Source organism: Paenibacillus lentus, assembly GCF_042714055.1.
GTDB lineage: Bacteria > Bacillota > Bacilli > Paenibacillales > Paenibacillaceae > Fontibacillus > Fontibacillus lentus_A.
On record NZ_JBHGVC010000004.1, the window covers coordinates 334,500 to 360,365 of the forward strand.

The 25,866-nt window shown below is 50.5% G+C and carries 18 protein-coding genes; 14 read left to right on the top strand and 4 right to left on the bottom strand.

Going from position 1 to position 25,866, the window contains the following annotated elements:
• The first annotated feature begins 219 nt into the window (after positions 1-219).
• From ACE3MQ_RS11445 to ACE3MQ_RS11455, 3 genes are read left to right on the top strand one after another with little or no spacing between them, the layout of a single operon-like run.
• The gene (locus ACE3MQ_RS11445) at positions 220-1,557 is read left to right on the top strand and encodes an ABC transporter substrate-binding protein (protein ID WP_379392739.1); all 1,338 of its coding nucleotides are present in this window, start codon (positions 220-222) and stop codon (positions 1,555-1,557) included.
• Between the two features lie 37 nt (positions 1,558-1,594).
• Positions 1,595-2,536 (top strand): carbohydrate ABC transporter permease, encoded by a 942-nt coding sequence (locus tag ACE3MQ_RS11450; protein ID WP_379392740.1) that lies wholly within the window; start codon positions 1,595-1,597, stop codon positions 2,534-2,536.
• A 3-nt stretch (positions 2,537-2,539) separates the two neighbouring features.
• Positions 2,540-3,385, top strand: a complete 846-nt coding sequence (locus ACE3MQ_RS11455; RefSeq protein WP_379392741.1) for a carbohydrate ABC transporter permease — start codon at positions 2,540-2,542, stop codon at positions 3,383-3,385.
• 131 nt (positions 3,386-3,516) lie between these two features.
• Here the strand turns inward: ACE3MQ_RS11455 and ACE3MQ_RS11460 are convergent, their stop codons facing one another.
• Complete coding sequence (locus ACE3MQ_RS11460; protein ID WP_379392742.1) at positions 3,517-4,293, bottom strand: alpha/beta fold hydrolase; 777 nt, start codon at positions 4,291-4,293, stop codon at positions 3,517-3,519.
• 249 nt (positions 4,294-4,542) lie between these two features.
• On the opposite strand from ACE3MQ_RS11460, the gene ACE3MQ_RS11465 reads away from it, so the two are divergent.
• The 4 genes from ACE3MQ_RS11465 to ACE3MQ_RS11480 all read left to right on the top strand — a co-directional run bounded on the left by ACE3MQ_RS11465 (position 4,543) and on the right by ACE3MQ_RS11480 (position 9,087).
• On the top strand, positions 4,543-6,000 hold the full coding sequence (locus ACE3MQ_RS11465; protein WP_379392743.1) for a catalase: 1,458 nt from the start codon (positions 4,543-4,545) through the stop codon (positions 5,998-6,000).
• Between the two features lie 251 nt (positions 6,001-6,251).
• Positions 6,252-7,040: an ABC transporter ATP-binding protein gene (locus ACE3MQ_RS11470; RefSeq protein ID WP_379392744.1), complete on the top strand. Its 789-nt coding sequence runs from the start codon at positions 6,252-6,254 to the stop codon at positions 7,038-7,040.
• A gap of 4 nt (positions 7,041-7,044) precedes the next feature.
• Entirely contained in the window at positions 7,045-8,700 is a 1,656-nt protein-coding gene (locus ACE3MQ_RS11475; RefSeq protein ID WP_379392745.1) for a hypothetical protein, read from the top strand.
• A gap of 15 nt (positions 8,701-8,715) precedes the next feature.
• Positions 8,716-9,087: a nitrous oxide-stimulated promoter family protein gene (locus ACE3MQ_RS11480; protein ID WP_379392746.1), complete on the top strand. Its 372-nt coding sequence runs from the start codon at positions 8,716-8,718 to the stop codon at positions 9,085-9,087.
• A gap of 99 nt (positions 9,088-9,186) precedes the next feature.
• Here ACE3MQ_RS11480 and ACE3MQ_RS11485 read toward each other — a convergent pair whose 3' ends face one another.
• On the bottom strand, positions 9,187-11,418 hold the full coding sequence (locus ACE3MQ_RS11485) for a copper amine oxidase N-terminal domain-containing protein (RefSeq protein WP_379392747.1): 2,232 nt from the start codon (positions 11,416-11,418) through the stop codon (positions 9,187-9,189).
• 363 nt (positions 11,419-11,781) lie between these two features.
• Here ACE3MQ_RS11485 and ACE3MQ_RS11490 point away from each other — a divergent pair, with 363 nt between their 5' ends.
• From ACE3MQ_RS11490 to cydC, 4 genes are read left to right on the top strand one after another with little or no spacing between them, the layout of a single operon-like run.
• Entirely contained in the window at positions 11,782-13,185 is a 1,404-nt protein-coding gene (locus ACE3MQ_RS11490; protein ID WP_379392748.1) for a cytochrome ubiquinol oxidase subunit I, read from the top strand.
• Positions 13,172-14,188, top strand: coding sequence for a cytochrome d ubiquinol oxidase subunit II (gene cydB / locus ACE3MQ_RS11495; protein WP_379392749.1), 1,017 nt, complete (start codon positions 13,172-13,174; stop codon positions 14,186-14,188). Before ACE3MQ_RS11490 ends, cydB begins: the two co-directional genes overlap by 14 nt.
• A complete protein-coding gene (gene cydD / locus ACE3MQ_RS11500) occupies positions 14,188-15,930 on the top strand; it encodes a thiol reductant ABC exporter subunit CydD (protein WP_379392750.1) in 1,743 nt (580 codons plus the stop codon). The genes cydB and cydD overlap by 1 nt, the downstream gene beginning before the upstream one ends.
• Before the next feature lie 2 nt (positions 15,931-15,932).
• Positions 15,933-17,834 (top strand): thiol reductant ABC exporter subunit CydC, encoded by a 1,902-nt coding sequence (gene cydC, locus ACE3MQ_RS11505; RefSeq protein ID WP_379393086.1) that lies wholly within the window; start codon positions 15,933-15,935, stop codon positions 17,832-17,834.
• Between the two features lie 104 nt (positions 17,835-17,938).
• Here cydC and ACE3MQ_RS11510 read toward each other — a convergent pair whose 3' ends face one another.
• Positions 17,939-21,037, bottom strand: coding sequence for a X2-like carbohydrate binding domain-containing protein (locus ACE3MQ_RS11510; protein WP_379392751.1), 3,099 nt, complete (start codon positions 21,035-21,037; stop codon positions 17,939-17,941).
• Between the two features lie 364 nt (positions 21,038-21,401).
• Between ACE3MQ_RS11510 and ACE3MQ_RS11515 the strand changes: the two genes are divergently transcribed.
• Entirely contained in the window at positions 21,402-22,298 is an 897-nt protein-coding gene (locus ACE3MQ_RS11515) for a LysR family transcriptional regulator (RefSeq protein WP_379392752.1), read from the top strand.
• Between the two features lie 116 nt (positions 22,299-22,414).
• Here the strand turns inward: ACE3MQ_RS11515 and gdhA are convergent, their stop codons facing one another.
• Positions 22,415-23,797 (bottom strand): NADP-specific glutamate dehydrogenase, encoded by a 1,383-nt coding sequence (gene gdhA, locus ACE3MQ_RS11520; protein WP_379392753.1) that lies wholly within the window; start codon positions 23,795-23,797, stop codon positions 22,415-22,417.
• Between the two features lie 413 nt (positions 23,798-24,210).
• Between gdhA and ACE3MQ_RS11525 the strand changes: the two genes are divergently transcribed.
• Positions 24,211-25,185, top strand: coding sequence for a Gfo/Idh/MocA family protein (locus tag ACE3MQ_RS11525; RefSeq protein WP_379392754.1), 975 nt, complete (start codon positions 24,211-24,213; stop codon positions 25,183-25,185).
• A 107-nt stretch (positions 25,186-25,292) separates the two neighbouring features.
• Entirely contained in the window at positions 25,293-25,709 is a 417-nt protein-coding gene (locus tag ACE3MQ_RS11530) for an exosporium protein C (RefSeq protein ID WP_379392755.1), read from the top strand.
• Positions 25,710-25,866: the final 157 nt, after the last annotated feature.

Genomic DNA, 25,866 nt, shown 5'->3' on the forward strand with positions numbered 1-25,866 from the left:
CATCTGAATTATAGCAGATTGGCTGCTTTCCTATGTAAGCGATTTAATTGACAAGTTCAACATCTGTAAAAATGATTCATTTCACAACAACAGGATACCTTTCCAGGAAAAGAGCGTGTTAAATGATACCTTTTTCTAAGATCAGCTACCTTAAAAAAGCCGCGGGCGAGGTCTATAATTAAAAGCGCTTACACCAATTGGTCAAAAGGAGAATGCACGATGAAGAGAAAAAAAGTAGGGGCGTTATTGATTGCTGTTGCACTCATTCTATCCATTCTTGGCGGCTGCTCCTCGGGGAATAGCGATTCTGCTAAAGGCAATACAGCCGGGGACAAGGCCGCCGATGAAAAAGTCACCTTGCGCTTCAGCTGGTGGGGCGGAGAGGATCGCCATGCGGCTACCTTGGCAGCGATCGAGGCCTACAAGCAAATTGCGCCGAACGTAACTATCGAAGCCGAATACCAAGGCTTTGACGGCTATGAACAGAAGATCAAAACTCAATTGTCGGGAGGAACCTCCGCGGATATTATCCAGCTTGACCTGCCATGGCTGCAGGAGCTGACGAGCAAAGGCGACTTCTTTGTTGATCTGAAGGGTCATTCGGATTTTGATGCCTCCGGATTTGACCAGAATTTCCTCAGCAATTTCGGCGTGTATGACGGCAAGCTTGTTGCAGTTCCTACGGGAGTCAATGCTTACTGCATGATCATTAATAAAACGCTGGCAGACAAGCTGGGCCTTCCATCCGATGCACAGTGGGACTGGGATTCCATTTACGAAGCAGGGAAGAAGCTGCATGCCGAGGACAGCTCTAAATATTTACTGCTCGCCGACCACGCAGCTCTGCGTCAGGATATCGTCACGATGCTGAAGCAGCGTACAGGCAATCAATGGGTCAATGAAGATTACACGGTAGGCTTTAGCAAGGAGGATGCGGCGGCCAGCTTCGAGTGGCTTCGCAAAGCGATGGAAGCTGGAGTGTATCAGCCGATCGGAGAAAGTGATCTCTTCTTTGGCAAGATCGACCAGAATCCTAAATGGATCAATCAAGAAATTCCGATGGCTCCATCGATGAGCAGTACGCTTCTGTCGCTCAAAACGGTACTGCCCGAGGATGTTGAAATCGTAACGGGTCTTCCGGTCATCGCGAAGGACGCCAAGGATACGGGCGTGCTGGTAAGACCATCGCAGCTGTTCGCCGTCAGCAATAAGAGCAAGCATCAGGATGAAGCTGTCAAGTTCTTGAACTGGTTCATGAACGATTCGGAGGCAGCGGCTATTCTTGGCGACGTACGTTCGGTTCCGCCGGTCAAGTCGGCACAAGAGGCAGCCGTGGCGGCAGGCAAGATCGATGCGGCCATTACGAATGCGGTGGAGCTTGGCTTGAGCCATGCAGGCATCGTAGACAACAGTATCGCGAACAACTCCGAAGTACAGAAGGTATTGGAGGACGTGATTCAAAAAGTAAGCTATGGCAAAGCGACGCCGGAGCAAGCCGCAGATGAGCTCATTTCCAGCTTGACCTCCAAGCTGGACGAAGTCAAAGCCAGACAATAAATAGAGCTTTAGAGGATAGGAAGGGAGAGAGTCCGCTATGTCTGTATCACATTCGGTATTGGCCAAGACTCAAAATAAAACGGGACAAAAGGTAAAAGCCAAGAAAAACTATCAGTACATCGGACTATTATACATTGCACCATGGATTATAGGCCTGCTCGTCTTTCAGTTCTATCCGTTTCTGTCATCCCTGTATTATTCGTTTACGGATTATAACATGGTAAGCACGCCTAAATTCATCGGCCTGGAAAACTATAAAAAGATCTTTACGGCCGACCCTGACTTCTACCAATCACTGAAGGTCACGGGGATTTACGTTCTGCTCGCAGTGCCGGTGAAGCTGGCCTTCGCCCTCTTCATTGCGATGCTGCTCAGCGCTAAGCTGAAAGGAATCAACTTCTTCAGAACCGTTTATTATCTGCCCTCCATACTGGGCGGAAGTGTAGCGATTTCTGTGCTGTGGCGCTTCCTTTTTATGAAGGAAGGGGTCATCAACAATATGCTGGGCTATCTTCATATCGGCCCGGTCGATTGGCTCGGCAGTCCGGATGTGGCCCTCTATACGCTGGGGCTGCTGACGGTATGGCAATTCGGCTCGTCGATGGTGCTGTTCCTGGCGGGAATCCAGCAAATTCCTAACGATTTGTACGAGGCCGGAGCGATTGACGGAGCATCGAAGCCGCGCATGTTCTTCAAAATCACAGTCCCGCTGCTTACGCCGATCGTATTGTTCAACCTGGTCATGCAGATGGTCAATGCCTTTCAGGAATTTACCGGCGCATTCGTCATTACGAATGGAGGGCCGATGAAATCGACCTTCCTGTACGCCTTGAAGCTATATGAAGAAGCTTTTAGCTTCTTTAAGATGGGCTACGCCTCGGCTTTATCGTGGATTTTGTTCGTAATCATTATGGTGGTTACCGCTATTATTTTCAAAACATCCAACAGCTGGGTATATTACGAGGACGGGAGAGGATAAATCATGAGAGAATCCAGCAGCAAGACGAACACCATGCTCAATTATAGTTTTCTGATCGTTCTCGGCTTCATTATGGTATACCCGCTCATTTGGCTGTTTGCGTCTTCATTCAAGACGAATGCTGATATCTTCGGCTCCAGCAAGCTGCTGCCCACGACTTATGTGTGGGATTCCTATGCTTTGGGTTGGCAGGGAACGGGACAGTATGGCTTTCAGGATTTCTTCATCAATACCTTGATCCTGGTCGTACCGACGGTGGTGTTCACGATTATTTCGAGCATTATTGTCGCGTATGGCTTTGCGAGATTCGAGTTTCCTTTGAAAACGTTGTTGTTCTCGATCATGATCGCGACCTTGATGCTCCCGAACGCTTCAATCATGATTCCGCGGTACATTTTGTTTAACAAAATGAACTGGCTGGATACGTATTTACCGTTCATTATTCCGGCGGCTTTCGCCACGGGCGCCTTCTTCGTCTACATGATGATCCAGTTTCTGCGCGGCCTGCCCCGGGACTTGGATGAAGCCGCGACCATTGACGGCTGCAACTCGTTTACGGTGCTGACCCGGGTACTGCTGCCGCTGTGCAAGCCGGCGATATTCTCCGTGGGTATCTTCCAGTTTATGTGGACGTGGAATGACTTCTTCAACTCGATTATCTACATCAGCAGCGTGAAAAAGTTTACCGTATCGCTCGGTCTCCGGCTGTCGCTGGATGCTTCGTCGGCCGTATCCTGGAACCAGGTGCTGGCCATGTCCGTCGTCAGCATCGTGCCTTGTATCCTGTTGTTCTTCTTCGCCCAGAAATACTTTGTTGAGGGCATTTCGACGACGGGCTTGAAGGGGTAAGGATGCTAGGGCAACATTAGCTTGATTTGCATCGTAAAATTTCAATGCGGATTCAAGAACCCCAATCGAATGAATCCAAATCAAAACCCTCGCCGTCTGGCGAGGGTTTTGACCTGTGAAGCAAGAATGATTTAGCTGTTCTGGCTGGCAAGGAACTGCTGGATCAGCTCATTTAATGTTTTCGCTGCCCTTGTAGGTATTTGATGGCTGATTTTTTTAATAAAAACGAGCTCATTGTTCGGCAATTGCTGATGAAGCATTTGGGCGTAACGATAGAATCCTTTGTCCTTCTCTCCGTAAACCAACAAAACGGGATGGGCAATACTCCCCAATCGTGCCGTGCAATTATAGCCCAAACTATATTGATAATACTGATCGGCATTTTTAGCGTTTCCCTTTTTGGCATCGTTATATAATAACCGCCATAGGGACAGCCTTGCTCTCGCCTGCCTCCAGGCGATCGATAGGGCGAGCGTGCCGACCGCGCCGACACGGGAAATGACAGAGCCGAGCCGTATTCTGTTTCTTAACTTCCTGTCGCTTACTTCTGACATTCCACCGATTACAACACCGCCTAATGCACGATCAGGATACGTTAACAAGAATTCGAGTACGATGGAACCACCTGTCGAATAGCCGCATAAAAAAGTCTTTTCAATCTTCAACTCATCCATCAGCTTCTTGATATCCTCGACTATTAAGGGATAAGTGACGCTTTCCTCGGAAGGTTGGCTTTGGCCATGACCCCTGATATCAAAAGCGACGGTTCGAAAACGGGCTGACAAGTGCTGAATTTGATATTTAAAATTCTTGCTTGTTAACACCGGGGGATGGATGAATACGATGGCTGTTCCTTTTCCGCGATCAATGTAGTGCATCTTGTATCCATTTATAACGGATTCAGGCATAGGTACTCCCCTTTTCTCGAGGATTGGATCAAATATTAGTTTGAGGTTAATGTTACTCCATCATCTTTTAACTATTCATGGAATAAAATGATATCCCCGCAAAGGCTTGGCGTACTTATTCATTTCCCCATTCCATCTTCATAAATCCCTCATTTAAACTTCATGCAATCGGGTGTGAGAACATGATAATATCTAATACAGAACTTAGATTAAGTCTAAATACAATAGCAAATTGAGGGGATGATATAGATGACAAATTGGATGACAACGAACCAGGGGGCTCCGGTAGGAGATAACCAAAACTCAAGAACGGCTGGACAAAACGGGCCAACATTGCTGGAGGACTATCATTTGCTGGAGAAGCTGGCTCACTTCGATCGCGAGCGTATTCCGGAACGGGTCGTTCACGCCCGGGGCGCTGGCGCACATGGAGTGTTCGTGACGGAGAGCAGCATGGCCCCGTATACGCGAGCTCATTTCCTGCAGGAGGCCGGTAAAGAAACACCGGTGTTCGTCCGCTTCTCGACGGTTATTCATGGGACGGGATCCCCGGAGACGGCACGTGACCCCAGAGGCTTTGCGGTGAAATTTTACACTGAAGAAGGGAACTATGATCTTGTGGGCAACCATCTTCCTGTATTTTTCATTCGCGACGCGATCAAATTTCCGGACATGGTTCACTCCTTGAAGCCATCGCCAGCCACGAACATCCAGGAGCCTGCCCGGTATTGGGATTTCATGACGTTATCGCCCGAATCCACGCATATGATGACCTGGCTGTTCTCGGATAACGGGACACCGGCGAACTACCGCCAAATGGACGGCTTCGGCGTACACGCCTTTAAATGGATCAATGCCGGGGGCAAGGTTACTTATGTGAAGTATACGTGGAAGTCGAAGCAAGGCGTCGCTACCTTCTCCGCTGCAGAAGTTGGCGAAGTGCAGGGACGCGACTTCAACCATGCTACTCGCGATCTATACGACCATATCCAGCAGGGCCAATTCCCGCAATGGGAGCTGCATGCACAGTTGATGCCTGTGGAGGACTTGGATCGTTGGGGCTTTGATCCGCTCGACCCTACCAAAGTATGGCCGGAGGACAGCTATCCGCTGGTAAAAGTCGGCACGATGACGCTGAATCGGAACCCCGATAATTTCTTCGCCGAAGTCGAACAGTCCGCATTCTCGCCGAGCGTGCTCGTTCCCGGCATTGAGCCGTCCGAGGATAAGCTGCTGCAAGGCAGACTGTTCTCTTACCCGGATACCCAGCGTTACCGCTTGGGGGCGAACTATCTGCAAATTCCGGTCAATTGCCCTTATGCGCCGGTGCGCAACCATCAAAGAGACGGCCTTATGAACATGAAGCAAGACCCTTCACCGATCAATTACGAGCCGAACAGCTTCGATGAGAGTCCAAAGGAAGCGCCTGCTTATCGCGATAGCGTGATGCCGTTAGCCGGCCAGGCAGGCTGCGAACGCATCGCCAAGACGGATGATTTCACGCAGGCTGGCGAATTGTACCGCAGCTTTACGGCAGAGGAGAAGGACAGTCTGATCCATAACCTGGTAAGTGATTTGAGTCAGACACCGGAGCAAACCCAGCTTCGAGCAGTATGCAACTTCTTCCGCGCAGACGCAGAATACGGTATGCGGTTAGCACAGGGACTTGGCGTAGACATTAGCGGCTTCATGCCGAAAGAGTCATAATTTTATTTAAAATTATCGAGATTGACTCCATGCTAGAGGTTAGCTTGGGGTCAGTCTTTTTTTGATGGAGCCCGGTATTCCGAACGGATATGTACATTATACTAACAATGCGTAGTAATATTGAGAAAATGGTGCATATCCTGGATAATATCTATAAAGCAGAATTTCGTTAGGACATGGATTAAGAAGGAACAGGCAAATGGCTGAGGGATAAGCTTCGTGTTTAGTTTGGACGAGAAGGGGCTGGGAAAATGAACGAATCAAGGCAACCTCTGATTTCGATCCGGGATTTGCGGATGAAATTCGAGGAGAAGTATGTGCTGAATGGAATCGATCTGGAGGTTTATCCTGGACAAATTATTGGATATATAGGGCCTAATGGGGCAGGCAAGAGTACAACGGTGAAAATTATGCTTGGTTTGGTGGATGGCTATGATGGGGAAGTGAGAGTCCTGGGCCAGAGTCCAAAGGACGGGGACGTGGAATATAAACGGAGAATCGGCTATGTTCCTGAAATCGCCGAAATATACGACACGCTGACGGCAAGGGAATATTTAACGTTCATCGGGGAGCTGTACGGGATGACTGCCCAGGATGCGGAGAGCAAAGCCCGGAGATTGCTGGAGCAATTCGGCCTTGGTCATGTATTGGATACCCGGATCGCGACGTTTTCTAAAGGCATGAAGCAAAAGGTATTAATCACCTCCAGCCTGCTGCATAATCCGGATATTTTGTTCCTGGACGAGCCGTTGAGCGGTTTGGACGCCAACAGTGTAATGGTAGTTAAAGAGCTGCTGGCAATTCTGGCGGCGAACGGCAAAACGATTTTTTACTCCTCGCACATTATGGAGGTCGTCGAGAAGATCAGCAGCCGGATTATCCTGCTGGATGGCGGTAGGATTGTGGCGGACGGCACCTTTGAGGAGCTGAAGGATCGCAGCCAGGAAGGCTCGCTGGAGCAAATTTTCAACCAGCTCACGGGCTTCAATGAACATAGAGCGATCGCTGAGCAATTTGTAAATATCGTCCAAGAGGTGTAAGTGGATGAAAAATTACAAATCATTGCTCGTATTGGATCGCTTCCGAGGTTTATTTGAAAAGGCCGGTGTGGATTATGCCGTCATGCGTCATATTTTACAGGTGAAGCTCATGATGGACGCCCGAAGAGTACCTTCCTTTATGAACAAAAATAGCAGTAGGAAATCCGCTGATCGGCAGGAAACCAAGGACAGCAACAACTTTCTCGGCTCCTTGTGGATTTACGGTATTTTCGGCGCATTCAGTACACCGTTTATCCTGCTCGGCGAAAATTACATTTTTCAGATGAGCCTGCTCTTCGGCATCTTTATGTTTATGACGCTTACCGCGCTGATATCTGACTTTTCCTCGGTGCTGCTGGATATTCGTGATCGGAATATTCTCGGAACGAAGCCGGTCAGCCGCAAAACCATTTCGATGGCGAAGACCGTCCATGTATTTATCTACATGGTGTTTTTGACGGGGGCTATCGGAATTATTCCGCTTATCGTCGGATTGGTGAAGCACGGTGTGCTGTTTTTTTTAATCTTTTTATTAGCTTTGATTTTAATGGATCTGCTGGTTGTCGTGCTTACGGCGACGTTGTACTTAGCGGTACTGCGGTTCTTTGACGGCGAAAAGCTGAAGGACATGATCAACTATGTGCAGATCGGCTTTACAATTGCGATCACGATCGGCTATCAGCTGCTCATCCGACTGTTTGACATCGTGAATCTTGATGTAGTGTTTCAGCCTAAATGGTGGCAAATTTTTGTTGTCCCGGTCTGGTTCGGAGCTCCATTCGAGGTGCTGCTGCAAGGAAATCGTGACCCGTTTTATGTCGGTTTTACGCTGCTTGCCATAGCGGTGCCTGTTCTGGCGATTTTAGTTTACATCAAGCTGATGCCGTCGCTGGAGAGAAATCTCCAGAAGCTGGCCGACCCGGGGGAACGCAGCAACAAGGGGGATCGAGGCTGGAAACGATTCATATCGGGGCTGCTTCCGGTAGGCCCGCAGGAGAAGGCGTTCTTCCGATTTGCCTGGACGATGATCGGCAATGAGCGGGACTTCAAGCTGAAGGTTTACCCTTCACTCGGCTTCTCGCTGATATTCCCGTTTATATTTATTTTTGCGCAATTGAAAGAGATTGGCTTTAAAGGCCTGCCTGGAACGAAGCTCTATCTGTTCATTTATTTCTGCGCGCTGCTCGTTCCAACGATTATTATGATGCTGCGCTATTCGGGCAAGCATAAGGCAGCCTGGATTTATCATACCGTTCCGATTGCCGAGCGGTCAGCCATCCATAGAGGAACGATCATGGCCGCGCTAATTCGCCTCGTGCTTCCGATTTATGTGCTGGAAAGCATAATTTTTGCGCTATTGTTCGGCGTGGTTATTATTCCGGATCTGATCGTGTTCGGTTTTGCCATTATGCTTTACTCGGTCATTTCGTTTGCCTTTCTATCCAAGGCATTGCCGTTCTCCCAGCCCTTCGAGGCGGCTCAGCAAAGCGAGGGGCTGCGCATTATTCCGCTCATGCTGCTGTTGGCCGTGTTCGGCGTGATTCACTTGGCGGCTACCTTCGTTAACTATGGCGTATATATTTACTTGGTTATTTTGATCATCGTAAATATGATCACTTGGAGCCGAGTGTTCTCTTCATCCGCAGCTAAAGCTAAATAGGAGGCTTATACGTAAATGACATCTGAAGCTAGAACAGCAAGGCGGGAGGGGCCGAGAATCCGCCGCGAAAAAGTAACTGTAGCCCATATGATCGTGATCTACTGTCAGGGACTGCATCCGAAGGCGGAGAAGCGTTATTCCATGGGTGAATCCCTTTTATGCGACGATTGCTATGCCTTGTACGAATACAGCCAAAAGCGGCTGACCTATTGCCGCTTTGGCGAAGAGAAGACGACCTGTGCAGATTGTCCGGTGCATTGCTATGCACCACAGGAGAAAGAGAACATCAAGCAGGTGATGCGTTATGCCGGGCCTCGAATGCTGTTGAGACACCCATGGCTTGCCTTTCGTCATATTCTCGACGGCAGAAATCGCAGCAGCAGCTAGTTGCTGCTGCTGCAGTCGGGTTCGTCTGTCCGGGAACCAAATCGGCCTGCAGCAAATGCTGCCGGGGGTGGCTGTTGATTTGTAATGCCTTGTACTTCATTAATGTTTAATTGCAGGAAGAGGCATAAATAGAATAGAAAATGGCAAGTTGCTTCCTGCGGACGGTGTTGTCCAAATGTCTACGATTTCTTCGGAATCACCTGTGCGGTGCAGCACGCTGGTCTGTCCGGAAATATTGTCTTTGCCCGTATGGGAGAAGCTGACGAGATTTCCGTTGACCAAGGCCGCTCCCATATATAAGCCGCCGCGCGGGTTGAACGTAATGAGGGTACGCGGAGCTACACGTAGCTTGATTTTATAGATTACGCCATAGTTCCCGGCGTTTACGCTGGATATTCCAAGCGTAGTATCCATTCCGATCTGGAATGGATCTGCGGTATTATCGGTCAGGGACAGGCGATAATTTTTACCGCCGCCAATTGTATCCAAATGCTCGAATATCCGCGTAGAGTCCGTAAATGTGCCGCGCATCACCGATTGAATCGGATCGAGAACCGGCAGCGTGTCAACCACCTCTAAGGGATCCTGACCGTCTTTCACGAAGACGCTGGTATATTCGATCGGTGAATCACTGTAAAGGTCGCCTAGGAAAGAGATCGTTTCCTCTGGCTTCAAGGCGAGCTTGTTCATATCCTCAAAAATGATTGTGCTCTCGCCGGGAGCAAGGACGATCGTTTTCTTCTTGCTATCGTTCTGGTAATTCTCGAAATAACGGGCTACGGATTTCGTGCCGGTAATTTCAGCATAGATATCCGGCCCAGCCATACCTGAGGTGATAATTTCCAGGTTAGCCGGAACCTCATTATTGTTCTTGGCAATGAGGTAAATTTTGGCCTTCTCCTCCGTCTTATTGACATGGTGAGTCATAAAACGGGTAAGGCCGGTAATCGTATCCCTGTATAGAACGCCTTCGGAGGATACGGGCTCGGGGCCATTATCCTTGAACAGGGTATACGGCTCTGTCGAATAAGTGTATGTCAGCCGCTCATAGCCGAGAGCTTCTCCGCCGTTGATCATAAAGTTGCTGCCGACCGGAGTAAAGAGCTTGTAGAACTCGTCCTGCGTATACAGTGTTTCTGTCGTAATGTTAATCGTATGCTCTACCATTGAGGACGCTCCATGCTGGTCTGTGACGATCAACTGGATCGTGACCGGGCCGGGGGTGAAGAATGCCGGGTAGTTGTTCATCCATTGGCGGTCGACAATTGCATCCTCTTCATCGTAGCTCAGATCGGTAATCGTGATCGGCTCGCCCATTTTGTATTCTTCCTTGTCCGTCTTGAACTCGGCTACAGGAGGAATATTCGGATTGACGACGACGATCGTGCGGGTATAAGGATCGCTCCACTCTCCATTGGCGTCCTGAACGGAGTAGGAAACCGTATAAGTGCCAGCGGCTTCGAAGATATCCTGCCGTCCTTCCCATCTCTCGTTTACGATTTGCACACCTCTAGGGGAAGAGGACTCTGTTTGATAAAGGACTGTCGTTTCGCCGGCGACAATTCTTTCATTCAAAACAGTAAAGGAAGCGACCGGCTTGGTCGATAGCTGCATAATGACTTTTTTGCCTTCTACTTTATAAGAAATGTTCAGGGCTTGAGTGATGGAGGTGAGCGGCACCATGAACACGTTGTTGTCCTGGTAGCTTGGGCCTTTCATCGTCATCGATTTACCGTTTACCCGGTAAGTCTTGCTGTCCGTCTTGAACCGCAGTTCATCTTCTCCGTATTTGATAATCGTTTCCTTCGTTTTCGAGTCATAGGCGATTTCATAGCCGACCCGGTCTACCAAGGATCGAATACTGACATAGGATACGCCGTCTTTTACAATCATGGGCTGGGAGGAGTTGTAGGTCTGGCCGTCCTGCTCCATAAGCGTGCTGTTCATATGAAGAATAAGCTGGCTTCCTCCGCCTGAAGGATTAGCCGCATTATTGGCATTGCTGCCGGACGGATCGGTCTTGTCTGTATTACCCGCGGGTTCTTCCGGCGTCTTAGGAGCGTCTGGAGCCTCTGTCTCTGTTGCCGTCGTGTCTGCCTCGCCGGGTACAGTCGTTGCTGCCGGGCTTTCTGCAGCATTTCCTTTTGTTTCGTTCGTGTCTGCAGATCCAGTTGCCACCGTATTCGTTGAAGTATGTACCTGGTGATCTTGCAGGTTCTCCTCATGGACAACTGAACCGGAAACGGGCGATTGCGCCAGGGCGGCAGGTACAGCCAATACGGCCTGCGAGACGAGGAGCGCAGTAGCTAGGGAGATACTTTTCAATTTCATCTTGATAGAATGACTCCTTCTAAATAAAATATTTGAGTTAAAAAATAAATGATACGCAGCGGTTTCAGGCTTCCTGTACCTCATGTTTAGACGCTTCTTAGGGGTGAAAAGTTACGGTCATAGATAAAAGATACTAGTTGACATTATTCAAGAAAATCTCAACAAACGCTCATTCACAATATCTCCACAAATGCAAGGGCCTGGAAAAACGTTGTCGTGAAGCGGGTTTGCGGAGGTGTTAACATATTGGACACAAGATTATGTGATTCTTGTCACAAAACGATTACTTTTTGCACGTTTGTTTTCATAAATCCGTGATAGAATTCACAATAGTTAAACCAAAGATGAAAGAAGGGTGTATTTATGGATCCGGTAATGCTTGCACGTATCCAATTTGCGGCAACAACGATATTTCACTTCTTCTTTGTGCCGCTCTCCATAGGTCTGGTGTTGCTCATCGCGATCATGGAGACCATGTATGTAACAAAAGGGAAAGAAATTTATAAGCGCATGGCCAAGTTTTGGGGAAAATTATTTCTCATTAACTTTGCCGTAGGGGTCGTAACCGGGATTCTGCAGGAATTTCAGTTCGGCATGAACTGGTCGGACTACTCGCGCTTTGTGGGTGACGTCTTCGGTGCGCCGCTTGCGGTTGAAGCGTTATTCGCCTTCTTCATGGAATCGACGTTTATCGGATTGTGGATTTTCGGATGGGATCGGTTATCCAAGAGAGTGCATTTGCTAAGCATTTGGCTCGTGTCCATTGGTACGATTGCTTCCGCCTTCTGGATTTTAGCAGCAAACTCGTTCATGCAGCGTCCCGTCGGCTTCGAGATCAATAACGGCCGGGCGGAAATGAATGACTTCTTCGCGCTGATCAGCAACGGCCAGCTGTGGGTGGAATTCCCGCATACGGTGCTCGGCGCATTTGCCACAGGGGCATTCATGATTACAGGTATTAGTGCTTACAAGCTGATGAAGCGCCAGGATGTGGAGTTCTTCAAAAAATCGTTTACCATCGCTGTCGTCATCGGCTTAATTGCCTCCCTCGGTACCGCTCTGTACGGTCACCAGCAGGCGCAATATTTGGTGAAAACCCAACCGATGAAAATGGCGGCCGCCGAAAGCTTATGGGGCAAAAGCGGCGACCCGGCTCCTTGGACGGTATATGCGCATATCGATCCGGAGACCGGAAAGAACAATTTCGAGATCAAAATTCCTTACCTGCTTAGCTTCTTGTCCTATAGTGAATTCTCTGGAGAAGTCAAAGGGATGAATGAGCTGCAGGCGGAATATGAACAAGCCTACGGGCCCGGCGACTATATTCCACCGGTACGAACCACCTTCTGGAGCTTCCGGATTATGGTTGCAGCCGGATCTCTAATGATCGTATTAGGGCTGTACGGTGCATATCTGGCTTGGCGCAAAAAGCTGGAGCGTCCGAATAAATGGTATTACCGCATCATGCTGTGGGCGATTTCCTTGCCGTTCATTGCGAATACGGCGGGCTGGATTATGACGGAGATCGGACGGCAGCCATGGACTGTGTTCGGCTACATGCGGACAGAGGACAGTATATCGCCGAGCGTAACCTCGGGACAAATCCTGTTCTCGCTCATTGCGTTCACGGCGATTTATGCAGTATTAGCCGCAGTGATGGTTTATTTATTCGTCAAGGTGATTAAGAAAGGCCCTTATGCCGAGAATGTAGATGATGGGCAATCGGCAGATCCATATGGTAAGGAGGGATACCATGCTATCTCTTAATGAGCTTTGGTTTATCCTCGTTGCAGTTTTATTTATCGGCTTCTTCTTCCTTGAGGGCTTTGACTTTGGGGTGGGGATGAGTACTCGTTTTCTAGCGAAAAATGATATGGAGAGAAGGGTGTTGATCAATTCGATCGGCCCCTTCTGGGATGCTAACGAAGTATGGCTTCTGACGGCGGGCGGCGCGATGTTCGCGGCTTTTCCAAACTGGTATGCGACGTTGTTTAGCGGTTATTATACACCGTTTGTCATATTGCTGCTGGCACTGATCGGCCGGGGAGTGGCGTTCGAATTCCGGGGGAAAGTCGAAAATACACGCTGGAAAAACACCTGGGATCTGGCCATTTTTCTAGGCAGTCTGCTGCCTCCGTTTCTGTTCGGCGTCGTTTTCTCCGGTATGCTCAAAGGACTGCCGATTGACGGCGACATGGAGATGAAGGCCGGACTATTCGATATGGTCAACCTGTACACGCTTGTTGGCGGGATTACCGTCGTCGTGCTTTGTCTCGTTCACGGCCTGCTGTTTACATCCTTGCGGACGACGGGCAGCTTGCGGGAGCGGGCTCGCAAATTGGCGCATAAGCTATTGATTCCGTTAGCGGCATTGTTTGTTGTTTTTGGTGTGATGACGTTCTTCCAGACCGATGTGTTTGAAGTTCGTGCCCTGCCGCTGACGCTTATAGCCGTTGTTGGCCTTGGTGCATTCCTGCTCGCCGGATGGTTCATCATGAAACAGAGAGACGGCTGGGCATTCGGAATGACGGGAACCTTGATTGCACTTTCCATCGCTTCCGTGTTTATTGGATTGTTTCCGCGCGTCATGGTCAGCTCAATCAGTGAAGCTTACTCGCTGACGATTCATAACGCGGCATCAGGTCCATATTCATTAAAGATTATGACGATTGTTGCTTTGACTTTGCTGCCGTTTGTACTTGGTTATCAAATTTGGAGCTATTTCGTCTTTCATAAACGCATCAATGAGAAGGAGCATTTAGAGTACTAATGGGACGCGATTTAATGAAGTACAAGGGAATCAAGCCGGTTCTTGCCGGAATCGGCGTCTTGACCCTCATTCAGAGCATCGCTATCATATTGCAGGCCAAATGGCTGGCGGAGGTCGTCTCCGCCCTGTTTGCCGGCGCTAAGCTGCAGGAGCAATTCGGCGGGGCCGTCTTGTTCCTGCTTGCTTTTATCGTCAGGCAAATTTCTGCGCTGCTGCAGCAGAGGATCGCCTACAGGTTCGCCGAGCAGACAGGTAAAGAGCTGCGCAAGCAGGTGATGGAAAAACTGTTCGAGCTGGGCCCCCGCTTTGCAAAAAGAGAGGGAACCGGCAATCTGGTGACGCTCGTTCTGGACGGCGTGACGAAGTTCCGCAACTATCTGGAGCTGTTCCTGCCTCGTATGCTGGCGACCGGGCTGACGCCGGCTCTCATTCTGCTGTATGTGTTTACGCTGGATATTACGGCAGCTGTTATTTTAATTGTCACGCTGCCGATTTTAATCATCTTTTTGATTCTGGTCGGTCTTGCGGCACGCAAGCAAATGGATCGCCAGTGGAAATCCTACCGTACCTTGTCGAATCATTTCGTAGATTCGCTGCGTGGACTGGAGACATTGAAATTTCTAGGGCACAGCAAGAGACATAGCGAATCTATTGAAAGAGTGAGCGATTCCTACCGCTCCGCGACGATGCGAACGCTTCGCGTGGCGTTTTTGTCCTCGTTCGCCCTTGATTTCTTTACGATGCTGTCGGTCGCTTCGGTAGCGGTTAGTCTCGGTCTGCGCTTGATCGATGGCAATATGACGCTTCTAACGGGTCTGACGATACTCATCTTGGCCCCGGAGTATTTCCTTCCCGTGCGGATGGTCGGGGCCGATTATCATGCGACCCTGGACGGCAAAGAGGCCGGTCAAGCGATGGATGCGATCATCGCCGAAGGAGAGGCGGAGAAGGCGGCCTTGGCGCGATTGCCTGAAGCGGCTTCAGCTTCGCTGGAATGGCGGGCGGATAGCGTTATGAAGCTGTCTTCGGTGACGGTGCGGCATGAGGAAGAAGGCCAGGCCTCGCTGGATCGGGCAGGACTTGAGCTGAGCGGCTTTGGCAAAATCGGAATTATCGGAGAGAGCGGCGCCGGCAAATCGACGCTGATCGATGTGCTTGGAGGATTTCTGCGGCCGACGGAAGGCGAGATCGGGATTAACGGCGTGAAGCTTGGAGATCTCGCTAGCCCGGAATGGCGGAAGCAGATTACGTACATTCCGCAAAATCCATATATATTTAGCGGAACGCTGGCTGATAATATTGCGTTCTATTCGCCGGGAGCCTCCCGTCCGGCCATCGAGCAGGCAGCTGCCGCCGCGGGTCTCGGCGCTTTAGCGGCTTCACTGCCCGCCGGGTATGATGAGCCGATCGGCGGGGGAGGCCGGGCATTGAGCGGCGGCCAGGAGCAGCGAGTGGCGCTGGCTCGCGCTTTGCTCAGCGAGCGGCCGATCCTGCTGCTGGATGAGCCGACGGCTCATTTGGACATCGAGACGGAATATGAATTGAAGGCGACGATGCTGCCCTTATTCGAGGGTAGGCTCGTGCTGCTGGCTACCCACCGCCTGCACTGGATGCGGGATATGGATCGCATTATCGTCATGGAGCAGGGACGAATCGTCGAGACGGGCACGCATGACGAATTGGTGGCAAGAAAGGGAGCCTACTATCATTTACTGACATCTCAGCGGGAGGGGATACTGTGAGTATGAAAGAGGGTGCTGCGGGACGGGATCGTGAAGTGGATGTTGTCCGGCACGAGCAGTGGATTGCTCCGTATTTCCGCGCCTACAGCGGCCGCTTCGCCCTGTATCTGATCCTCGGTACGCTGACGATATTAGCGGCTAGCATGCTTATGTTCACTTCGGGCTTCCTCATCTCCAAATCGTCCCTGCAGCCGTATAACATATTGCTCGTCTATGTGCCTATTGTCGGCATTCGGGCATTCGGGATCGGCCGGGCTGTCATTCATTATGTGGAACGATTGGTCGGTCATGATGCAGTCCTGCGGATTCTGTCCAAAATGCGAGTGCGCCTATATAAAATATTGGAGCCTCAAGCGCTGTTTATCCGTTCCCGTTACCGGGCAGGGGATATTCTCGGCGTCCTGGCAGACGATATAGAGCAGCTGCAGAACGTCTATATCCGCACGGTGTTCCCGAGCCTTGTCGCTGTTATCGTCTATGGGATCGTCATCGTTGCCCTGGGCCGGTTCGACTGGTTGTTTGCCTTGCTGATGGCAGGGTATATCTTTATACTCGTCGCCGTACTGCCTTATATCTCACTAATGCTGACCAAACGCACGAATGCAGAGGTGAAGCGGGAGCGCAATGGATTATACCAGAAGCTTACCGATGCTGTGATGGGCATCGGCGACTGGGTCATTAGCGGCAGACCCGCAGAGTTCCTGGAGTCCTATGAGCATGATGAAGACATCGTAGCCCGTAAAGAGCGCAAACTGCGGACCTGGGCGAGATGGAGAAGCCTGATCGGCCAGCTCGTCGTCGGGATCGCCGTCGTTTCTATGATTTATTGGTCGGGCGGCCAAGCTGCTGCGGGGCATATTGATCCCGTCTTAATCGCTGCCTTCGTGCTGGTTGTATTCCCGCTGGCGGATGCATTCCTGCCGTTGTCCGAGGCCGTCGAGCGCATTCCACAGTATCAGGAATCGCTGACCCGATTGGATCGGATAACGGGGCCAGCCATGGGGCAGAAGCTGTTGCAGAGCTCGAACGAGGCTGGAGAATCGGCAGTGCGCGGCGAGAGAGGTAAGTCCGTGGAATCCGCAGAATTGGTTAGGAGTGTCGAGAAGGGCGAGCTCGCGGGATTCACGGATTCGGCTGCACATGAAATCCATTTGGAGCTGCGCGGAGTCTCCTTTGCTTATGACGCTGAGCAAGGCTTACAGAAGAACCCTGGTGCTTATTCTGTTTCCGATGTATCGCTCGATATTCCGCAGGGCAAGCGAGTCATGGTAATCGGCCGAAGCGGTGCGGGCAAATCCACGCTGCTGAAGCTGATTCAGGGCGCACTCTCGCCAAGTGAAGGCAGCGTGCTGATCAACGGTGTTCCGGCAGCGCATTTCGGGGATGACATCTCCAAGGTCATCTCGGTATTGAACCAAAGCCCGCATTTGTTCGATACGACCGTAGCGAACAATATCCGGCTTGGGCGTCAAAGCGCTTCGGAGGAGGAGCTTCACCTGGCGGTGCAGCAGGCGCAGCTTGACGCGCTAGTCGCTACGCTGCCGGCGGGGCTGAGCACGCCGATGCGTGAGACCGGGCAGCGCTTCTCCGGCGGAGAGCGGCAGCGCGTAGCCTTAGCGCGCATCCTGCTCCAGGATGCGCCGGTGCTCGTCCTGGACGAGCCGACCGTGGGGCTTGACCCACGCACCGAGCGCGAGCTGCTGTCGACGATTTTCAGGACGACAGCGGGCAAGACGCTCGTATGGGTCACGCACCATTTGGTCGGCGCGGAGAAGATGGACGAGATCATCTTCATGGAGCACGGCGCGATCCTGATGCGCGGTACGCACGAGGAGCTGCTTGAGCGCGAACCAAGGTACCGCAGCCTCTATGCGCTGGATCGACCGGAAGATATGATTGATTGATCTCTTAGAAAGAACCTCGCAGATGAAATGACCCCAATGGATAGGTTGTAGCCTAACCATTGGGGATCAGTTCAGAGCGAGGTTTTTCTTAATGAAAAAGCACTTTAAGGCTCAATTCCCCATTGCAGTGCACCGGATACGTAGCCGGTCATTCGCGGGGCATCGGTGTAAGCCGTTGAAGCTGAGTCGAAGGAGTAATCATCGCTTTGGGAGTAATTGCTCCAGTCGGATTTGGAAATGCGGATTTGCAGATCGATGCTCTGGCCAGCGGCTAGACTGCCTGCTCCGCTCGTAAAGCCGACCTCTGCATAATAATCCGCGCCGCTTACGGCAGCGGGAAGCTTGACGAAGGTGCCCGTTACGTTGGAGCTGCCTACCTGCGTCCAGTCGCAGAACAGAGTTTGCGGTTTTTCTCCGTCAATGGTGTAGTAATAGCGCAGCTTGACATCGGATAGATTAATAGCCTCGCTGCCGTTATTTGTCAGTTTAATCCGGGGATTAAGCGTATTCGTCACATCGGCAACGGATCCATTGAACATTTGTACCGTAATGTCCCCGGCAGGTGCTGTTACGCTGGTGTCCTGGATCGTGATGCTCAACACCGGGGAAGCCCCGGCGCTGAACTGGAACGACAAATTCAATTGACCAATTGGCTGCGCTGCCAAATAACTGCTGTGGATCGTTACATTTGAGCCGGAAATCGTATAATCGCTGCCTTCCATTAAAGATGTCGCCCCGTTGCGAATAGCCGTTAGGGTATTTCCGTTAAGCGTAAGCGTTACCGGAATATCAGCCTGATTGTTAACGTTCTTATCAAAGGCAGCGGTAGTGGGCGAGATCGTAGAGTCGGTAGCAGGCACTTCCGGTTCTGGCGGGTTTGTTAGCGCATCCCCGTATACAATGCCAAGTCCATTCGTACCTATATAGACCCGTCCGTAGATTCGCGGATCCCCGGTAATGGCCGAATTCGTAGAGGCATATTGGTGCTGGTCGTCATTGATTCGAACCCAGGTAGCACCCGCATCATTGGAACGGAAAATACCACGCACACCATCTATTTTCGCGCTAGTATAGAGTGCCATATAATTTTGGCCTGGCGCAGCCTTGCCGAACCCGATCACATTCGCCTCTTGAACATTGGAGAGCTTTGTGAAGGAAGCCCCGGAATCCGTGGAGTGCCACAGGCCATATTTGCCTGCCGTAGTATTGCCTCCCGCGAGCCAGATATCGCCTTCTATGCCAGGCATAGCTTTGAAGTCCAGATCACCCTCGGCAGGAAGTCCCGTTGCTGCCGTATTTGTAAACGCAGCTCCGCCATTGGTGCTCACATAGAAATCACCAGCCGACCAAGCGTAAAATTTATTGGGATTGACGCGGTCAGAAGCGATTTTCGCTCCGTTAGGCACACCAGTACTGGCTGTCCAGGAATTGCCCCCATTGCTGGAGTAAAAGACGCCTACATCCGAGGTGCTCCATAGAATGGCGCTTCCATCCGCAGAAAGGGCAACCTTGCCACCGCCCGCAGTACCGGCAGGCTCTCCGTTTCCAGCGTACCAATTCGATCCTCCGTCCCGGGAGAAGCCGATGGATTTGGCGTTGGGATCAGCAGACTTGTCCGCCTGTCCAACGCGCACAATAAAGCTGGGATCAAACTCTGCGTAATCGATGTCCGTCGTGCTGTTCGGATGGGTCATCATTTTTGCCGGAGGCTGGGTCAGGTCATCGTGCCTGAAGCCCGTAACATCAAGCAGGCCGCTGATCAAATGCGCGCCGGACGGCGGGCTGATGAGATCGCTGACCGCAGTCTCTTCAATGCCTTTGGCCATCACGCTAATGTTCACTTTGCTGCCTGTATCCCATGCCGTAAGATTGTTGGAGCCGTAAATGGTTGCTCCGGTTCCGTACATCATCCGGTCGGAGTTGAACGGGTCAATCTCCAGATCCCCGATCATCCAGCCGAGCTTCGGCGTAATCTCCGGCGGAGAAGGGTTGTTCCCGAAGTCGAGCCACGGGGCACCGGAAATATCATGAGTATACCGGAGCGTCCGGTTCGGGTATCCGTCCCAATCCCAAATACGGCTCCAGGTTGCTCCCCCATCCGTACTGCGGAAAAGGATCGCGTCCGGCCACCAGGAGTTGAGTGTAGCGACGACAAGCGTATTCGGGTGCTGGGCATCTACGGCTATTCCGCCGTACCCGAAGTAATTGTCGCTGCTGCTGGATGGAATCGGACTAATATTCGTCCAAGCGCCGGTGGCCGTATCATATTTCCATAGATCGCCTTTCGTTCCATCGTAAGGGCCTACCCCGTCGCTATACGGAATATATAGCTGGCCATTAGAGGCCAGGACGCCGTGATGCGGGAGATAGCCGACAGGCTGACCGGGAACGGCAGACCAGGTAGCTCCGCCATCGGTGCTCCGGTATACGCTTTCATTTTTGTCCGCGACGCCTACATATATCGTTTGTGTAGCTTGTCCAGGCGAACCAGTGGAGGGGTCGAACGTAATCCAAGCCAGTCCGACGATATCGCTCTGATATTCATAATCGGGGTTTTCGACATAGGTGCCTGGGTTAGGGAAGCTGGTTACCTTGCTCCAGGTAGCCCCGTAATCGGTGCTTCTCCATAATCCGTTGCCGCTGCGTGCTCCGAAATAAAGGATGTTATTCTTGTTGGGGTCAATGGCAAGCCGTTCACCCATCGAGCGTCCGGGCATGTTGCCGCCTACTTTGAAAGGCAGACTCGACGCTTGCCAGGTATTTCCCTTGTCCGTCGAGCGTAAAATGCTGCCATTATTCGGATCCCAGCTGTTCGTATAGGTACCGACGGCAAGGTAGAGGCGATTCGGATCGACCGGATCCGTGGCTAAAGCATCAACGCCAGTCTTGCCCCATTCATCCATGCCAACCCAGTCCAGCAGTTGAATCCAGCTGTTGTCAGCCGGGTTCCAGCGGTAGGCGCCGCCAATATCCGTACGAGCATATATCAAGTCGGGTTCGGTCGTATTAAAAATAATTCCGGGTACAAAGCCTCCACCGCCGCCAGTGACCACTTTGCGCCATTGATAGCTTTCACTATCCGCTGCATGAGCTTTGTCTGCACCTAGCAAACTAGTAAAAGCCGATCCTGCAATGAGGATGGATAATAGAACGAGCTGGAATCTTTTAAAAAGAGTCCCCTTCTTAATAGTTGTTTTTTCCACTTTACAAACCTCCCTACTATTAGATGATTAAATCAGATCGGACAATAACGCTAAATTTATGCACACGTTAACATTTAATTCGTTAGTAATCTAAGGTGCGTTGAGGCAACGACAATGATCGCATATTGGCTGGGCGGAGAACACCTCCTTTTCTTCAGGAATCTGAATGAAGCGGTTAGCTACTTGGATTTCGCTAGGCAGCGGATTCAGCTATGAAAAGTAGTGTAAATATTAGAATAGGTAGGTTAATATTACCTTATAATTGTAAAATATTCAATAAATAGTATAAGCGCTTTTGTTCTGTTTGCTTAACTTATATAATGGGGCTATCTACATTTAGGGAACCCGGAGGTGGAGCGGCAGAATGGAATTAAGACAAATTTTGTATTTCATCGAGGTTGCGAAATTGGAGCATGTGACGGAGGCTTCCTATGCTCTTCATGTATCGCAGTCCGCGGTCAGTAGGCAGATATTTAAGCTCGAATCCGAGCTTGGCGTAGATTTGTTCATCCATGAAGGGCGGAGGGTAAAGCTTACTCCCATCGGCAAGCTATTTCTCGCTCATATGGAGCAATTGACGAAGGTGCTTGATAACGCGCGCCAGGAGATTAGTGAATTTCTGGATCCCGAGCGGGGGACGGTACGGATTGGTTTTCCCAGCAGCTTGGCGGCTCAGATGATCCCTGGAGTCGTGTCGGCATTTCGGGAGCGATATCCTTCCGTTCATTTTCAATTACAGCATGGTTCTTACCGTGAACTGGTCGATTCGGTGATCAAAGGGGACATGAACCTGGCCATCATGGGCCCCGTGCCTAAGAACGAATCGCAAATTAAGGTGGAAGTTCTTTTTCGGGAAAAATTCAAAGCGCTGCTCCCGTCCAAGCATAAATTGGCGGAGCGATCCTCGGTCAAGCTCAGCGATCTGAAGGATGATTTGTTCGTGTTGTTTCCCGAGGGCTTCGTGCTGAGGGAAATCGTCGTGAGTGCCTGCGGTGATTTGGGCTTCAAGCCGAAGGTGACGTTCGAAGGGGATGATCTGGACGCGATCAAGGGGCTTGTCTCCGCGGGACTCGGCCTGACGGTGCTGCCGGAAATCGCACTTAGTGAATATTTGCCCGATTCTATCGTAGCCTTGCCGATCACCGAGCCGATTGTTACCCGCGATGTCGGAGTGATCATTCCGGCGAACCGGGAGCTGCCGCCTACTGAGAAGCTGTTTTATGACTTTTTGAAAGAGTTGGCCCCGAGCTACGGATTATAACCATAACCATAACCTAACAAACCAGCAGTAATGCAAAGAGGAGCTGTCCTGTAGTAGAAATTCTACTCAGGAGCAGCTCCTTCATTTTTATGTCAGTCGAAATATTCTTCTATATCTTATACGACGCCATGAACGATCATCGTATCAGCGACTTTAAGGAAGCCGGCAATGTTCGAGCCAACCAGAAGGTTGCCGGAGTATCCGTATTCCTCGGCTGCGTTGACACTGTTTCTGTAAATGTTCTTCATGATATCTTTCAGCTTTTTGTCCACTTTCTCGAACGACCAGGCAAGTCTGGCGCTGTTCTGAGCCATTTCCAGCGCGGATACTGCTACCCCGCCGGCATTCGCCGCTTTGGCTGGCCCGAAATAAACCCCATTGTTCAAATATACTTCAATAGCTTCTAACGTCGAAGGCATATTAGCGCCTTCAGCTACGTATTTCACGCCGTTGGCTACGAGTAATTTCGCCGACTCCTCGTTGATTTCGTTTTGCGTCGCGCAAGGCAGGGCGATGTCGCAAGGAATGCTCCAAATGTTTTCGCAGCCTTCAACGTACAGGGCGGAAGGATGATCGTTGACATATTCTTTGATTCGTTTTCTTTCTACTTCCTTGATGCGTTTCACTGTAGCCAGATCGATCCCGTTCTCATCATAAATATAGCCGTTGGAATCGCTGCATGCGACAACCTTGGCGCCGAATTCCTGAGCCTTCTCAATGGCGTAGATGGAGACGTTCCCGGAGCCGGATACGACCACGGTTTTGCCTTCCAGGCGCTCGCCCTTGGTCTTCAACATTTCTCTCGTGAAGTAAACCAGGCCATAGCCCGTCGCTTCGGTTCTTCCCAGGCTGCCGCCGTACAGCAGTCCCTTTCCTGTTAGTACACCGGCTTCGTTGCCGCCGACAAGGCGTTTGTACTGTCCGAACATATAGCCGATTTCTCTTGCGCCTACACCGATATCACCAGCCGGAACGTCCGTATCCGGGCCGACGTATCTGGACAATTCGGTCATGAAGCTTTGCGTGAATCGCATGATTTCATTATCGGATTTGCCTTTAGGATCGAAATCGGATCCGCCTTTACCGCCGCCAATCGGCTGCCCGGTAAGGGAATTTTTGAAGATTTGCTCAAAACCGAGGAACTTGATAATGCTGGCATTGACGGACGGATGGAAGCGAAGGCCGCCTTTGTAAGGCCCGATGGCACTGTTGAATTGTACGCGGAAGCCGCGGTTGACTTGCACTTTACCGTTATCATCAACCCAAGGCACGCGGAACGTAATCAGACGCTCAGGCTCCACGATTCTTTCCAGAATCGCATGATCCTGATATTTCGAATGTTTAGCGAAGACAGGCACGAGGGAATCCAGAATTTCCTTAACTGCTTGGTGAAACTCTGTCTCTCCGGGATTTCGTTTCTTGACCGTTTCATATACCTCATTGACATATTGCCTAGCCGCGTCCAGGTTACTGCCAGATTGTTGTTGTATGATAGCCATGGCTATTCCACCTTTCGAACTAAAATAATATTCGTACTCTTCGTCTGAATCAATTGTAGTATGTATTTTGGTTCTAAACAAAACTTTATTTAGATGAACTTCATGCCATAATGAGATCAACTTTAGGGTACAAGCTACGAACTTCATCACTTTATTATATGAAAAATGGCATAATTTTAGTGGAAAAGATTGCCGAAACCATGACAGAAATCTGATGAAAATGTAGAACCTTTATTGAAATGATCGCTGCAAGGTGCTCCAATGTGTAATTTTATCTCCAAAAGGTCTCTTGTCTTAATTTTGAAGGTATAAATTTATCGTTGTGCTTTAAAGGGGGAGCGGTTACGCTAAATTCAATATGCAATAGCTGGATGCTTTTTAAAATCAGATAACGCATAAAGGAGAGATTAGAAATGACCTTGAATATTGGCATCGTCGGTACGGGCTGGTTCAGTAAGGTGCATGGGGATATTCTTGCAGAAATCGAGGGAGTTCGTGTTGCCGCGGCATGCGGAACGAGTATGGAAAAGGCGAATTCACTCGCTTCCCGTTACACGGGCGCGAAGGGTTATGATCATCTGACGGCGATGCTTGACAGCGAGCGGCTGGATGCTGTGTATTTATGCATACCGCCGATGGCGCATGAGGGAATGGAGACGGAGCTTATTGCTCGGGGAATTCCTTTTCTCGTAGAAAAGCCGCTTGGCGTTGATTTGGACGGGCCCCATAAAATCTTGGAGCAGCTTCGCCGTAAACCGGTTATTACATCGGTGGGTTATCATTTTCGCTATAAGCAGTCCGTTTTACAGCTTAAGGAGATCCTTCACGGACAGACTTTGGGCATGGCCTTGGGCACATGGATGGGCAGTATGCCAAGAGTCGGCTGGTGGAGAAAACAGAAGGGCTCGGGCGGACAATTTATCGAGCAGACGACCCATTTAGTAGATTTGCTTCGCTACATCGCTGGAGAGGTGGAGGAAGTATATGCTGCCTACGGCAGCAGGATCATACATGAGCAGCATGAGGGCGTCACGGTTCCGGATGTCGGAACAGTAACCCTGAAGCTCTCTAGCGGCGCGGTGGCTAATATTTCAAATACTTGCGTGCTGCCGGACCCGGTAGGAGAAATCGGCCTGAGCTTCTACACCGAGCAAGGTATTTTGGCCTGGGATCCAGACAAGTTAGAAGTTAAAAGCAACGGTATATCTACCAGCTATTCTAGTACGGATAATCCATATGCTGCAGAGACGTTAGCATTTCTTCATGCGGTGCGTACGGGAGATGCTTCCCGAATTCGTTCCGATTATGCGGACGCCGTCAGAACCCAAGCGGTAACCTGCGCGGCTCTGGAATCTGCGCTGACCGGGCAGCCAGTTCGCGTCCCTTAAGTCTAGTGATCTCTTAAAAACAAGCGAACCTCCTAGTCTACTCGTCCAATCTATTCCTATCGCCCTTTCATAGTATGAAGTAATCCTTGAAAGGAGTTGATAGAGAAATGGCAGAGCTTCTTCAGCATGTTACGAATGTTCCAACCCCTATTACGAATGGTGCCGCGATTAATGTTCCGCAGACGCCTGCAGGCCAGGGCATTGCTTTGGTGCGGGTATCTATTCCTGCCAACCGTCCGGTAAATACGGTAGAATTGACAGCAACGGTAGGATTACAAGGCTTGACGGGCATTCCTCGCGTATTGTTCCGTATCTTCCGGGATGGTCATGAAATCTACTACGCTGCGCAAGCCATAGAAGCGGATTTTGAGACCATCAACCTTACGGCATTGACGGCGGTAGATTCGAACGTAGCACCAGGAGTGCATGATTACATTTTATCTGTAGAACAAATTGCTGCCGCTGCGAATACGGCTAGAGTCATCGGTCCAATCGTATTCAGTGCCCTTGCAACGGCTCCGTAACTTCATGGACCAAATCGTTTAGTTCCTGAGTAGTCAGATTCACAAGAACGGACAACCTAGGTTGGGAGCTTGCTCTCAGCTTAGGTTGTTATGTTGGACGGTAGTTTTTCCGTATCTAAAAAAAGAGGCCCTGCCCTCCGGCAAAGCCCATACCAAT